This window comes from Candidatus Cloacimonas acidaminovorans str. Evry, from assembly GCF_000146065.2.
In the GTDB taxonomy this organism is placed as follows: Bacteria; Cloacimonadota; Cloacimonadia; order Cloacimonadales; family Cloacimonadaceae; genus Cloacimonas; species Cloacimonas acidaminivorans.
The window spans coordinates 334,341-346,426 of sequence record NC_020449.1; the positions used below are offsets into that span (position 1 = coordinate 334,341).

At 38.8% G+C, this 12,086-nt stretch carries 17 protein-coding genes; all 17 read right to left on the reverse strand.

Annotated elements, in window-relative coordinates:
* Positions 1–720 precede the first annotated feature (720 nt).
* The 17 genes from CLOAM_RS01360 to CLOAM_RS01440 all read right to left on the reverse strand — a co-directional run bounded on the left by CLOAM_RS01360 (position 721) and on the right by CLOAM_RS01440 (position 11,971).
* Entirely contained in the window at positions 721–1,572 is an 852-nt protein-coding gene (locus CLOAM_RS01360; RefSeq protein ID WP_015424052.1) for a pyridoxamine kinase, read from the reverse strand.
* A 1-nt stretch (position 1,573) separates the two neighbouring features.
* Positions 1,574–2,401 (reverse strand): metallophosphoesterase family protein, encoded by an 828-nt coding sequence (locus CLOAM_RS01365; protein ID WP_044278783.1) that lies wholly within the window; start codon positions 2,399–2,401, stop codon positions 1,574–1,576.
* A 143-nt stretch (positions 2,402–2,544) separates the two neighbouring features.
* The gene (locus CLOAM_RS01370; protein WP_015424054.1) at positions 2,545–3,198 is read right to left on the reverse strand and encodes a uracil-DNA glycosylase; all 654 of its coding nucleotides are present in this window, start codon (positions 3,196–3,198) and stop codon (positions 2,545–2,547) included.
* A gap of 3 nt (positions 3,199–3,201) precedes the next feature.
* On the reverse strand, positions 3,202–3,591 hold the full coding sequence (locus CLOAM_RS01375) for a hypothetical protein (protein ID WP_015424055.1): 390 nt from the start codon (positions 3,589–3,591) through the stop codon (positions 3,202–3,204).
* On the reverse strand, positions 3,584–4,213 hold the full coding sequence (gene gmk / locus CLOAM_RS01380) for a guanylate kinase (protein ID WP_015424056.1): 630 nt from the start codon (positions 4,211–4,213) through the stop codon (positions 3,584–3,586). Before gmk ends, CLOAM_RS01375 begins: the two co-directional genes overlap by 8 nt.
* Positions 4,214–4,238: 25 nt before the next feature.
* Positions 4,239–4,616 (reverse strand): glycine cleavage system protein GcvH, encoded by a 378-nt coding sequence (gene gcvH / locus CLOAM_RS01385; RefSeq protein ID WP_044278785.1) that lies wholly within the window; start codon positions 4,614–4,616, stop codon positions 4,239–4,241.
* A gap of 85 nt (positions 4,617–4,701) precedes the next feature.
* A complete protein-coding gene (locus CLOAM_RS01390) occupies positions 4,702–5,127 on the reverse strand; it encodes a hypothetical protein (protein ID WP_015424058.1) in 426 nt (141 codons plus the stop codon).
* A gap of 134 nt (positions 5,128–5,261) precedes the next feature.
* Positions 5,262–5,525, reverse strand: coding sequence for a 50S ribosomal protein L27 (rpmA, locus tag CLOAM_RS01395; RefSeq protein WP_015424059.1), 264 nt, complete (start codon positions 5,523–5,525; stop codon positions 5,262–5,264).
* A gap of 16 nt (positions 5,526–5,541) precedes the next feature.
* Positions 5,542–5,856, reverse strand: coding sequence for a 50S ribosomal protein L21 (rplU, locus tag CLOAM_RS01400; RefSeq protein WP_015424060.1), 315 nt, complete (start codon positions 5,854–5,856; stop codon positions 5,542–5,544).
* A 328-nt stretch (positions 5,857–6,184) separates the two neighbouring features.
* A complete protein-coding gene (gene mce, locus CLOAM_RS01405; protein WP_015424061.1) occupies positions 6,185–6,586 on the reverse strand; it encodes a methylmalonyl-CoA epimerase in 402 nt (133 codons plus the stop codon).
* A 235-nt stretch (positions 6,587–6,821) separates the two neighbouring features.
* Entirely contained in the window at positions 6,822–7,358 is a 537-nt protein-coding gene (locus tag CLOAM_RS01410) for a 2-oxoacid:acceptor oxidoreductase family protein (protein ID WP_015424062.1), read from the reverse strand.
* The gene (locus CLOAM_RS01415) at positions 7,358–8,197 is read right to left on the reverse strand and encodes a 2-oxoacid:ferredoxin oxidoreductase subunit beta (RefSeq protein ID WP_015424063.1); all 840 of its coding nucleotides are present in this window, start codon (positions 8,195–8,197) and stop codon (positions 7,358–7,360) included. The genes CLOAM_RS01410 and CLOAM_RS01415 overlap by 1 nt, the downstream gene beginning before the upstream one ends.
* Before the next feature lies 1 nt (position 8,198).
* On the reverse strand, positions 8,199–9,443 hold the full coding sequence (locus CLOAM_RS01420; protein ID WP_015424064.1) for a 2-oxoacid:acceptor oxidoreductase subunit alpha: 1,245 nt from the start codon (positions 9,441–9,443) through the stop codon (positions 8,199–8,201).
* An 11-nt stretch (positions 9,444–9,454) separates the two neighbouring features.
* On the reverse strand, positions 9,455–9,754 hold the full coding sequence (locus tag CLOAM_RS01425) for a 4Fe-4S dicluster domain-containing protein (RefSeq protein ID WP_083774669.1): 300 nt from the start codon (positions 9,752–9,754) through the stop codon (positions 9,455–9,457).
* Positions 9,755–9,773: 19 nt separating this feature from the next.
* A complete protein-coding gene (locus tag CLOAM_RS01430; RefSeq protein ID WP_015424066.1) occupies positions 9,774–10,988 on the reverse strand; it encodes an aminotransferase-like domain-containing protein in 1,215 nt (404 codons plus the stop codon).
* 23 nt (positions 10,989–11,011) lie between these two features.
* On the reverse strand, positions 11,012–11,302 hold the full coding sequence (locus CLOAM_RS01435; protein ID WP_044278786.1) for a hypothetical protein: 291 nt from the start codon (positions 11,300–11,302) through the stop codon (positions 11,012–11,014).
* A 114-nt stretch (positions 11,303–11,416) separates the two neighbouring features.
* A complete protein-coding gene (locus tag CLOAM_RS01440) occupies positions 11,417–11,971 on the reverse strand; it encodes a hypothetical protein (protein ID WP_044278787.1) in 555 nt (184 codons plus the stop codon).
* Positions 11,972–12,086 lie beyond the last annotated feature (115 nt).

Below are 12,086 nucleotides of genomic sequence, written 5' to 3' on the forward strand. Positions count from 1 at the left end.
GATGAGATTCCCATATCATTCCCATATCGCGATATGGGAATGATATGGGAGTCATATTGGAGTTTTATTGAAATAATTTTGGGATTTCTTTGGGAATGATATTTGTTCCGTTTGCTAATAGCAAGCTGTGATTTGATTTAGCCAGTTCTTTCAGAAAAGAAAGAATGTGCCGACCCGTTTTTAAATAATGTTTTGTTTTGACTCACAATTTCTCAGATTTATTAACCAGTTGCAGATTGGTTGAAAGTGAGAAAAGAATGTGGGGTGTGGGAACATTGAAGGCAGGTGAAAATTGTAAGTTAAAACTTTCCACCGATTAAATCGTTAATTTTTCGAGGGGCTTACGCCACCTTCTACATCATTGTGTCGCCCTGACGGGCTTTTGGAAAAGGGAAGGATAAAAGGAAAAAGGAACTCAGGGCTTACATTTTTCGAGGGGCTTACGCCACCATCGCTATCATTGTGTCGCCCTGACGGGCTTTTGGAAAAGGTAAGGATAAAAGGAAAAAGGAACTCAGGGCTTACATTTTTCGAGGGGCTTACGCCACCATCGCTATCATTGTGTCGCCCTACGGGCTTTAAGGTATCTAAACCTGCTAAACCTTCTCAACCTATTGCTATTTTAGCTACCCTGATATCAATATTTGAGCTTTAAGGTATCTCAACCCTCTAAACCTTCTAAACCCTTTTCTCTTTTCTCTTTGTAGAAAAGAAACACGGTTACTCTTTGTGAGAATAGAAGAGGTGGGGGTCTTTTTTTAAGGCAGAAATAAGGTCAATGCCTGTTTTACGATCCTGCACAACAGGGATGCTAATTGTTATTGCCTCCTGCAAAAAGGCGATAGTTCCTTCTATTGATTGAACAATATCACAGCCATTTAAGATACCGGCTAAAAGCAATGCAGAAAAGCAATCACCTGCTCCTGGGAAAATTACGGGGGCATAGTTACATTCAAATTCCCGGAAAAAATTGTTTTTAGCAGCAAAAAAGGCAACCGAGGAAAAATTTCCTTGAGAATTCGGGGCACTGGTTATAACTATATTTTGAGGTCCTAAAGCGGCTAATTTTTTACAGCATTCATATACTTGGACGGTTTTTAAGTCCTTCCCATTTTTATAACCGCTTAAAAAAATTGCTTCTGTCCAATTGGGAGTAATAATATGACTGATTGAAACAAGAGAACGCATTGCCTCTACCATTTCCCAAGTGTAACAACTATATAATTTTCCCTCATCTGCTAAAACGGGGTCAACTAAAACGATTCCCTCTTTTTTAAGCAGAGAAGGCAGATTTTCAAGTAAGAGATATACTTGAGCAGGAGAGCCCAAAAAACCTGTATAAACTGCATCAAAGCTAAGCTGAAGTTCTTTCCAATGCGTTAGGGATTTTTTTAAAAGCTCGCTATTATCCTGCAGAATATAATCAGGATAATCGGTATTGGCAGAAAGTAAAGCACTGGGCATAGCGGTAACTTCAATTCCCATCCTGTTCATAATAGGGATAATTGCCATTAAGGAAGTGTTACCAAAACCGGAAAGATCGTGAATTGCTAAAACCTTGGGATGGGGCATATTACATTCCGTTTATAGTAAAGCTATCTATAAGCTCATTATCTAAGTTAAAGACCTTAAAGATAATGGACTTATCTTCTCGCTCTCCAATAAGATAGTGATGGGTTTTTACGAAGACCAAAGAATAGGGATTTTCGTGAACCTTTTCCCTTAAAGGAGCTCCTCCACCGCCGGTAACAATGTAGGTTATACCTTTAAATTCGGAACGCTCGTAATTATGATCATGAGCGCTAAAAACGGCTTTTACGGATGTATTTTGCAATAATTCCGGCAAAAAAAACTGTAAACCAAGCTCGTCATTATGCTCTCCGGAAGAAAAAACCGGATGATGTAAAATAAGCAGTGAAGGAATATCTTCTTTAAGCTGTTTTTGCAGCCAGCTAAATTGTTCGGAACCCGGGGAAAGGTCTAAAACACTATCCAGAATGATAAAACGGATGCCATCCTGAAAAACAGTGTAATAAGAACTGCCGTTTAAATAAGGAAAATTCTGCAGAAATAAAGTAAGGTCTTTTTCGTGATTGCCTCGTGCCGGAAAAAAACGGGCAGATTGAGAGATGGGAGAAATAATCTGCAAAAAATTGTCATACTCTTTTTGCGTTTTGCCTGAACTGTTCAAATCCCCCGTATGAAAAACTGCCTCGGGCTTGCGGAATACGATTTGTTGAACAATTTGCTGATGAATTTTTGGATTACTGCGTGTATCTCCATAAATGGCAAAACGGGCATCCAAACCTACAACTAAAAAAGTTAAAAGAAAAGTTATAAGAAGAGATATAGGTAAATTCAGTTTGAAAATAGAGAGAGGGGAATTTCTCTGTTTAATCATCGTTATCTCCTTGTGAGAATAAAATAATTGCTTTTTTCTTCCCTCTTTCATTAAGCATCCTTGTTATTCCTGTGAAATCAGAAATCTGTATGTTCAATCATAAAACGATATACATTATTTGTGCAGTATAATTCGGCAATCCTTTAGCTAATAGTTGCAGCAAGCAATTTTTCATATTCTTTCTGGAATTCCTGGAGGTCAATCCAGGCAGGTTTTTTCCATTCCTGATTTCTTAACAAAGCTGAAGGATGGTAGGTTACAAAAGCAGGAATATCCATAAAATAATGAATTTTTCCTCTATGCCAGCCAAGAGTATTATTATTATTTAGCAAGGTCTGCGCTGCCACCAAACCTAAAATTAATAGTATTTTAGGTTGAATAATTTGAATCTGTTCCAATAAATAGGGTAAACAAGCTTTTCTTTCCTCGGATTCGGGATTTCGGTTTCCCGGAGGACGACATTTTACAATATTGGTAATATAAACATCACTGCGTTGCAGATTAATAGCAGAGAGCATTTTTTCCAAAAGCTGACCTGCAGCACCCACAAAAGGTCTTCCTGTAATGTCTTCCTGTTCGCCGGGACCTTCTCCAATCAACATTGCAATGGCATTAGGATTTCCTTCCCCGTAAACAAATTTACGGCGTGAATTATGCAGAGGGCATTTTGTGCAGGTAGAATATTGTTTTTGCAGTTCGGTTAATTTCTTTTGTTTATCGCTTGGGGGATAATAAAGTTCCTTGATACCGCTGTTTTTTAAGAATTCCAGATATTGGCGCAAAGCATTTACAGACATAATTTAACTTTCGTCGTTGTCTTCGTTATCTTCATCATAGAATTCTTCTTCTTCCTCTTCTTCCTCTTCATAATCTTCGGTTCCGGTAAGCTCTTCAATGAACTTTTTAGAATCATCAATTGTTTCTTCCGCTTCTTCTTCCGCGCCTTCTTCTTCCTGGAAAGGACTTTCCTGTGCTTCTGCAAGCTCTGCTTCAGCAAGTTCGGTAATATAATCCGGTACTTCATTTTCAGCTACATGGTTCATAGCCATAATGGTAATTTTATCTTGAAATTTTTGTTTCACATAAGTTGGAAGCTGAAGTAAGCGGTATGCTTCCAATTGAGCTAAAAGACAGAACAAATAGTTCATATCCGCTTTTTCCAGAAAGTTCTCAAGTTTTTCGTTAATCATCTTTTTCTCCTGTAGATATAAAATCCATAGCGGGATGGTTATAGCGGCATACACGATTTTCTTCAGCCCGAATAATAGCTAAAACATCCTGAACCGCTATATCCAATTTATCGTTAATTACAAGATAGTCATATTGAGGTATATAAGCAACTTCGTCTTTGGCAATTTGCAGTCGCTTGGCAATTTCCTCTTCACTATCCGTAGCTCTTAAAACTAAACGCTGATGCAACACTTCCATAGAAGGTGGTAAAATAAATATTTTTACATAGGGAATATCCGTGGCACTGATTAAAGAAGCACCCTGAACATCAATGTCCAGAATAACATGATGCTTTTTTGCCAAACGGTCTTTAATAAAACTTTTGGAAGTGCCATACCAGTTTCCGAAAACCTTTGCATACTCTAAAAAGTCACCCTCGTCAATGCGTCTCTGAAATTCCTCTTCGGTTACAAAGTGATAATGAATTCCATTTTGTTCTGTTCCTCTTGGACTGCGCGTGGTGTAAGAAACGGAATAATCTATATCGTTAGTAACTTTCAGGATTTCGTTTAGGATCGTACTTTTTCCTCCTCCGGAAGGAGCAGAAAGTATTATAAGAAAGTGATTGTCCTTCGTAATCACAAGGTGATATTATTCTCTGAAGGGATTAGGGAATTATTTTCTGATACTCTGCAGCAGAAAGCAGATTTTCCAGTTCTTCCGGATTGGACATCCGAATTTTGAATAACCACCCTTCTTCGTAAGGCGATTTATTGATCAGTTCAGGACTGTCTTCCAGGTCAATGTTTTTCTCTTCAACTCTGCCACTTAGAGGACTGATCAGGTCTTCTACCGCTTTCACGGCTTCAATTGAACCACAGGGTTCACTGGCTGCTACTTTTTGTCCTACTTCGGGAAGCTCTACAAAAACAATATCGCCAAGCTCATGCTGAGCAAAATCACTGATACCGATTGTGGCTATATCGCCATCTAAATGTATCCATTCGTGGGTGTCCGTGTAATATAAATCATCCCGGATTTCCATTATTACCTCCAAAACCGGACTTTTTTTGTTGTGTTCAACTCTTGAGATTGCCTTTTTATGTCAAGCACAATCACCCTTTTTGCTTTTACTTCGTTACTAAGTCACTTTCCCTCAGTTCCATTTTTCCTTCTGGGAATGTGACAGTAACAACAACTTTAGGGCTTTTGCCGTTCTTTTTGGCTTTTGCATATCCCGTAATAATTACGGAAGAGTCAGAAACGGCAGTAATGTTAAAAGTTCCTGCTTCTGTCTTTATGAAATTGCCTTCCCAGCCAAGATACTTTATCAGCTTAGTTGTATCTACAGAAGCACTTTGTAAATTATCTTTCTTTAAAGAAGCAAGGTCTTGACAATATTTGGTAATTCTCTTACCATAATTTTGGGCTTCTGCAACAAGAGCAGTTTTATTGGCTGTGTATGCTTGATCCTTATATAAAGTGATGCCTACGATAATGGTAGTTCCGATGATTATGATACTAAGTATAAGCAGAAGAATTTGTTGTGCTTCCATCTTTTCTCCTTATAGTTTTATTTACACCGAGAACACCGAAATTATTTAGAAGTTATGCTTTTTTTGTTAGTCACAGAATTCACCGAAAGTTATTTATAATTTCCTTACAAAATCCATTTTACATTCTACATTTTTCATTCTTCATTCATCGGTTGCACACTCACATACTTTCTGCCTTCTTTTCCAATAGTAAAAGTAACCTTACCGTCTATTAAACTATAAATAGTATAATCCCTGCCGATCCCAACATTTTTGCCGGGGTGTATTTTTGTGCCTTTTTGGCGAACTATAATATTACCAGCTAAAACACTTTCACTGGCGTGTTTTTTTACACCACGATACTTGGGATTACTGTTACGGCCATTTCTGGAACTTCCCACACCTTTTTTATGTGCCATTTTTAACCTCTTTTTTTTAAGCCAAAATATCCGTGACCCGGAGGTCTGTGTAACTTTCGCGATAACCTTTTTTCACGCGATAACCTTTCCTACGTTTATGATGGTAAATAATCTTTTTTTCTCCCTTACCATTTTCAATCACTTCTGCAACTATGCTAGCGCCTTCAACAACGGGTTGACCGACTTTTATTTCTTCTTCCTCACGCAGGAGAAGAACTTTGTCAAATGTTAATGTTTGACCCGGTTCTGCCGTTTTCAGATAGGGAACGCGCAGCACAGCGTTTTTTTCAGCCCTATACTGAAATCCTTTAATTTCTACGATGGCGTACATTTTTTCTCCTATAATAGTATATATGAGTGCAGATTTTTGGAGAGGGGAAATCTGTCAAGGATTTCACGCAAAAGAAATGTCTCTCACAGATAACACGGATAACACAGATAAAAGATTAGGACATGGATTTAACGGATGGACATGGATTTACACAGATAAAAGAATAGGTAGGGGATGAACAGGATTTTGAGGATTTACAGTATTTTATTTATATATAAGAAAAATCTTTTATAATTCTCACCATCTCACCATTTTACTATCTCACTGTCTCATTAATTCTCTATTTCCAACGCGTGTTTCACCTGTTAACCCGTTCACCTGTTTAGCTTTAGCTGTGTTCCTGGCAAAATTCTATCAGGACTCCCAAAGCGGATTTTGGATGCAGGAATGCAATATCGGAGTGATGTGCTCCCGGACGAGGTTCTTTATCAATTAGGGCTAAACCTAATTCATTTGCCCGTTTTAAAGAAGCTTCAATATCATCAACGGCAAAGGCAATATGCTGAATTCCCTCTCCTTTCTTTTCAATGAATTTGGCAATAGGACTTTCCTCCGAAGTAGGGCAGAGAAGTTCAATTCTTGTTTCTCCACAAGGAAAGAAGGCAACTTTCACCTTTTGAGAGGGAACTTCTTCAATGCCTTCTAATTTCAAGCCCAATTTTTCGTAGAAAGCAATTCCAGCTTCCAGGTCTTTAACTGCGATGCCAATATGGCTGATGTGTTTAAGCATAAGTTATCTCCTTTATGAAATGGTGGTAAGAGTCGTCATAAGTCCTCTCTGCCAAATCAATTTGTGGGTTGTGTATAACTCCTTTCGGTAGTGACGACTCCTGACTCTATGATTGTTATAGTCGTGTAGCCGGAGCTCGCTGAAGCTCCACATTTTTTATCAGATATTCGCTTCAGGTTTTATCTTTATGCTTTTTGCGGAGGAACGGCGTCCTCCGACTACACATTATTTTTTTCTATTTTTTTGCCAGGTCAAAACCAATCTGCATTGCTTTCAAATTAAGGTCTACAAATGCTGGCTTGACCGTTTCCTCTATTGCTTTTTTTAGAGAGCTTTCTTTTACGATACCTGTAATTTTTACCAGGAAGGCAAGTGCCATAATATTGGTAGAAATAGGGCTGCCTAATTTTTCCTGGGCAATTTCCGTGAAAGGGATTTCGTAAGTATTTTCAGCAGCTAAAGCCAGATTTTTTACGAAGGTAGTATCAATAATCAGGATTCCGTTTTCGCACAAGTCAAAAAGAAACTTATCGCATGCTTCCTGAGTTAATGCCAGCAGGCAATTAATATTCGTTGCTTCAGGAAAGTATATTTCCTTATCACTAATAATCACATCGGCATGCGAATAACCGCCTCGGGATTCAGGACCGTAACTTTGCGTCTGTGTTACTTTTCTGTTTTCCAAAACAGCTGCTTTAGCCAAAATGATTCCTGCCAGGATTAAGCCCTGGCCACCACTTCCGGAAAGGCGAACTTCAAATGTTTTAGCCATTATTCACCTCCCTCGGTTTGCACTCTTTTGCACAGAGCTGCATATTCGGCAGCGAATTCGGGACGGATTTCTTTGCGTAAAATACCGCGAATGATTTTTCCTTCCACTTTTTCCGGAGGCAGTTTTTCCACGGCGGCAAGAGGAAGGGAATTATCGCGGAAGTCCTTCAGCATTTGAGCTGCACCGCCTTTTTTATTCAAGCGTCCGTAAATTACAGGACAGGCACTTACTACTTCAATTAAAGAAAAACCTGGATGCTGAAGAGCGTCTTTTATCATTGATTGCATTTCCAGAACATGGAAAGCTGTTGTTCTGGCAACAAAAGAAGCACCTGCACCCATAGCCAGATTGCAGATATCAAAATCGGGTTCTATATTTCCATAGGGAGCAGTAGTAGCATAAGCATTATGAGGAGTAGTAGGACTGCATTGTCCACCTGTCATTCCATAAATGTTATTATTGATCATAATCACTTTCAGGTCTATATTTCTGCGCGCTGCATGGATTAAATGATTACCTCCAATAGCTGCACAATCGCCATCTCCAGTTACAACGATTACTTTCAAATGCGGTTTGTGCATTTTTACGCCTGTAGCAAAAGCAATACTGCGTCCATGTAAGGTATGAAGTGTATTAAAATCCACATAAACAGGCATCCGGGAAGAGCAGCCAATACCTGAAACCATTACAATATCATTACGGTCTATATTCAAAGAGGCAACGGCACGGATAATGGCACCTAAAACGATACCGTTACTGCATCCGGCACACCAGACATGGGGAAATTTCTTATCGTGACGCAGGTATTCATGAATAATGCGTTGAGGAATATTAGCCATTTTAGCATACCTCCTTGATTTTGTTCAGGATATCATTCGGAGTAATCAATTCACTGCTTACTTTGTTAATAGGAATTAAACCGCCGTCACTTTTTTCTTTAGTCAACCGTTGCACTTCGTGAATCAGCTGACCCTGATTAAGTTCCGGAACAATAACTGTCTCTACATTACGGAGCATTTTACGAACTGCGTCATCAGGGAAGGGCCAGATAGTTAAAGGTCTTAAAAGTCCAACTTTAATACCTTCGGCTCGGGCAGAGGCAATTGCCGCTTTAGCAGCGCGGGAAGTGATTCCGGCTGCAAAAATAGCAATTTTGGCATCTTCCATCTGGTAGCTTTCAATTTGAACGAGGTCACGAATGTTATAGGATATTTTTTTCCGTAAGCGTTCCATCATTTCTGCTGCTTCACTTGGTTTGTTTGTCGGAAAGCCATGAGAATCGTGAGTTAAACCGGTAACATGAAAACGGTAGCCCTCTCCAAAACTGGCAAGGGGAGAAAGGTATTTTTGATTTTCATCGTAGTGCTTATACCATTGAGGAGGCACAGTCGGTTTAATTCTATTGATAATTCTCACATTGGCAATATCAGGAAGGCAAACTGCTTCCCGCATATGAGCAATTACTTCATCCAACAGCAAAATTACGCAAGTGCGGTATTTTTCGCTTAAATTCACAGCTCGGATAGTTAGTTCATAGCTTTCTTTAACTGAATCCGGGTAAAGAACTATAGCGGGAGAATCACCATGCGAACCCCATTTGGATTGCATAATATCACCCTGAGCAGGACTTGTTGGCATTCCCGTGCTGGGTCCTACTCTTTGAACATCAACAACTACGCAAGGTGTTTCCGTAATTTTGGCAAAACCGATTCCTTCCTGCATCAAAGAAAAACCTGGTCCGCTTGTAGCAGTGAGGGCTTTAGCTCCTGCCAAAGAAGCACCTATTATAGCACAAATAGAGGCAAGCTCATCTTCCATTTGAATAAATACACCGTTCCTTTTGGGAAGTTCAGCGGCTAAAATTTCCGCTATTTCCGTGGAAGGAGTAATAGGATAGCCGGCAAAAAAATTCACTCCAGCATCCAAAGCACCGTAAGCAACAGCTTCATTGCCTTGCATTAAAACTGTTTTGCGTTCGCGTTTTGCTTGAATTTCTTCCAGTTTGCTTTCCGGTTTTGCAGCCAGTGATGCTTTATCGGAGGTGGTTTTATGTTTGGTCTTTTTACTTTTATCTTTTTCTGTCATTATAAACTCCTTTAGCGTTCCTTGGCACCGGTTATGGCAAAATCAGGACAAAGCCGATCACAATTCTCGCAATGAGTACATTTTTCCGGTGCCTGCACAAAAGGAGAGCCGTCACTTTTTCTTCCCAGGCAACCAGTTGGACAAAAAGCCACACAGATTCCGCATTTTTTGCACCAGTTATAATAGATGAGGACAGGTGAATCCTCATCGCCGGGAGCTTTTATTTCTGTTATTTCTACTTCCATTTTTTCGGGAGTATCTTCTTCGCGTATAATCATGCCCATACGGTCTTTTTCGACTTTTTTGGACATTCTTTCCTCCAATACTTATTTATTTTTGCAATACCTTTTTGAAGAAACTACCTAAGCGTTTGCATCCCTCAATATTGGTTTCAATGCTTTCGTAGCTGAAATTCAAACGCATTGTGTTATAACCCTTGCCATTGCAGAAGAAACTGTTTCCGGCAACATAAGCTACATTTGCTTCTTTAATACATTCCAGCAGAAGAGCATTAGTATCCAAATCTTCAGGTCCTGTAACCATCAGGAATAAACCACCTTGAGGATGAGTCCATTTCATTTCTTCGGGCATATATTTTTCCAGGGATTCCAGCATCACTTTTTGTTTCACGGAATACATCTTTTTAATATCTTCAATTTTGGGATCAAGATAACCCTTTTCCATATAGCGGGCAGCTATTCTTTGAGTGAAAGGCGGAGTACATAAATCGGTTGCCTGTTTTCCTACAACTATTTTATCTAAAACATCGGGATTGCCTACAACCCAGCCAATTCTAAAACCGGGGCAGAAGATTTTGCTGAAAGTGCCTAAAATAACAACCTGACCTGTTCCATCAAGTTCATAGAGAGTTCTTTGAGTTTCACCTTCATAGCGAAGTTCCCGGTAAGGACTATCTTCCAGGATCAGAACATCATATTTATGAGCCAGTTCCAGCATTTCTTTCCGGCGGCGTTCACTCATTGTAATTCCGGTAGGATTTTGGAAATCGGGAATCAGATAGATAAATTTAGGTTTTTTACCTTTAGAAGCAAGGTCTTTTAATGCTTCTTCCATCAGGTTTGGGTCTTCACCTTCATCATCCATAGGAATACCAATCATATTAGCTCCATAAGAACCAAATGCCTGAAGTGCTCCTAAGTAGGAAGGCAAACCAACGATAACATCATCGCCTGGGTCAATAAACATTTTGGAAATAAGGTCTAATGCTTGTTGAGAGGCAGTTGTAATAATGATATTATCTTTGGTAACATCTATGCCATTGGCTTTATAACGATTAGCCAGCATAGTTCTTAATAAATCATCACCTTCAGTTGTTCCATATTGAAGTGCAAAAGCAGCTTCGTTTTCCATAACTTCGGCAATGATGCTTTTCAGCTCTTCAATCGGGAAAGAAAGAGGGCTGGGAAAACCACCGGAAAATGAAATCAAACCAGGTTGTCCGAGAAACTTTAAAAGTTCGCGGATAGCAGAACGTTTCATACCTTTAATGTTGGTGGAGAGAATGTTTTGCAAATCGGTGATCATTTTATGATCCTCCTTTTCTTTTTTTATTTTTCTTCGTAAATTAGCACTTTCTTGTTAGCTTTTCGCCATTCCCTGTAAGCATTTTTAATTTCCAGTTCCCACACAATCCGTTTATCATTATCTTCAAAAGTAATAATATCTATATAGTAGGTGCGTTTGGATTTACCTACAAAACTCTTGCGAGGAAATTCCACTACTATTTCACCATCAATATTCAAAATGGTAACTTCATTTAAAAAAACGCCATCCGTAATTTCTATAATCGCTCTGGCTTCAACACTACCACTTTGGACATCTCTGAAATGTATGTTCATATTCACTCCAAATTCTTATCTTTTTCTTTAAAAAATAAATGCCTTAATTGGTCAAGTTATTTATTGCTACATAGCATACTGTTAAAAGTATGAATATTTTTTAGATAAAACTAATTATCTCGTGTCTTCAGCAGAAGGTGCAGGTTTAGAGTCCTCAGGTAAAGTATTATTTTCGGTTTCAGAATCTTTCCGTGAAGCTTTTTTATCTTTGAGGTGGAAAAGTTCAGGGAAATAAGAATCATAATAGAGAACCGTTAAACTGTTATCATCAGCATACATAATATGAACACTTCGAGTAGTGGATAAAAACCAGATAAGTTGTTGTGTTTCTTCATCAAAATAATTGTTTTTGCCATGCATTTCCTGTAAGGTCTGAAGCACATAAGCATCATCTTCTTCAGAATTATCAGGACTGTATTTTATGAACCATCCAATAATACGCCTTGTTTGGGGCTCTACAAAAACCAGAATTGCCTCTACAAAAGTACTATTTTCAGGATAATAGCGCACTAAGTTGTCGTTTATGTTTGGGGTGTAAAAGTCGCTTAAGGCAAGCAGGGAATCGGCTTCTTCAATTGGAATAGCATAGCTTAAATTAAAAAGTCCGGTTTGGGCATTAAGTCCAAAACAACCTATCAGCAGAAGTAAGAGGATAAATAATCTCTTCATTAGGTAGTCCATTATATAATATTTATTCCATTTTTAGAGGCATAGAAGGTTCGTCAATTAAAATCTGAAAAAATGAAGTAGTTCACAGATTTCGCAGATGAAAGAATAGGTCTGG

Bases quoted from the DNA above. Each gene is read 5' to 3' on its own strand.
- CLOAM_RS01360 (WP_015424052.1), bottom strand. From the start codon at position 1,572: ATGCCCCATCCCAAGGTTTTAGCAATTCACGATCTTTCCGGTTTTGGT.
- CLOAM_RS01365 (WP_044278783.1), bottom strand. From the start codon at position 2,401: ATGATTAAACAGAGAAATTCCCCTCTCTCTATTTTCAAACTGAATTTA.
- CLOAM_RS01370 (WP_015424054.1), bottom strand. From the start codon at position 3,198: ATGTCTGTAAATGCTTTGCGCCAATATCTGGAATTCTTAAAAAACAGC.
- CLOAM_RS01375 (WP_015424055.1), bottom strand. From the start codon at position 3,591: ATGATTAACGAAAAACTTGAGAACTTTCTGGAAAAAGCGGATATGAAC.
- gcvH (WP_044278785.1), bottom strand. From the start codon at position 4,616: ATGGAAATCCGGGATGATTTATATTACACGGACACCCACGAATGGATA.
- CLOAM_RS01390 (WP_015424058.1), bottom strand. From the start codon at position 5,127: ATGGAAGCACAACAAATTCTTCTGCTTATACTTAGTATCATAATCATC.
- rpmA (WP_015424059.1), bottom strand. From the start codon at position 5,525: ATGGCACATAAAAAAGGTGTGGGAAGTTCCAGAAATGGCCGTAACAGT.
- rplU (WP_015424060.1), bottom strand. From the start codon at position 5,856: ATGTACGCCATCGTAGAAATTAAAGGATTTCAGTATAGGGCTGAAAAA.
- mce (WP_015424061.1), bottom strand. From the start codon at position 6,586: ATGCTTAAACACATCAGCCATATTGGCATCGCAGTTAAAGACCTGGAA.
- CLOAM_RS01410 (WP_015424062.1), bottom strand. From the start codon at position 7,358: ATGGCTAAAACATTTGAAGTTCGCCTTTCCGGAAGTGGTGGCCAGGGC.
- CLOAM_RS01415 (WP_015424063.1), bottom strand. From the start codon at position 8,197: ATGGCTAATATTCCTCAACGCATTATTCATGAATACCTGCGTCACGAT.
- CLOAM_RS01420 (WP_015424064.1), bottom strand. From the start codon at position 9,443: ATGACAGAAAAAGATAAAAGTAAAAAGACCAAACATAAAACCACCTCC.
- CLOAM_RS01425 (WP_083774669.1), bottom strand. From the start codon at position 9,754: ATGTCCAAAAAAGTCGAAAAAGACCGTATGGGCATGATTATACGCGAA.
- CLOAM_RS01430 (WP_015424066.1), bottom strand. From the start codon at position 10,988: ATGATCACCGATTTGCAAAACATTCTCTCCACCAACATTAAAGGTATG.
- CLOAM_RS01435 (WP_044278786.1), bottom strand. From the start codon at position 11,302: ATGAACATACATTTCAGAGATGTCCAAAGTGGTAGTGTTGAAGCCAGA.
- CLOAM_RS01440 (WP_044278787.1), bottom strand. From the start codon at position 11,971: ATGAAGAGATTATTTATCCTCTTACTTCTGCTGATAGGTTGTTTTGGA.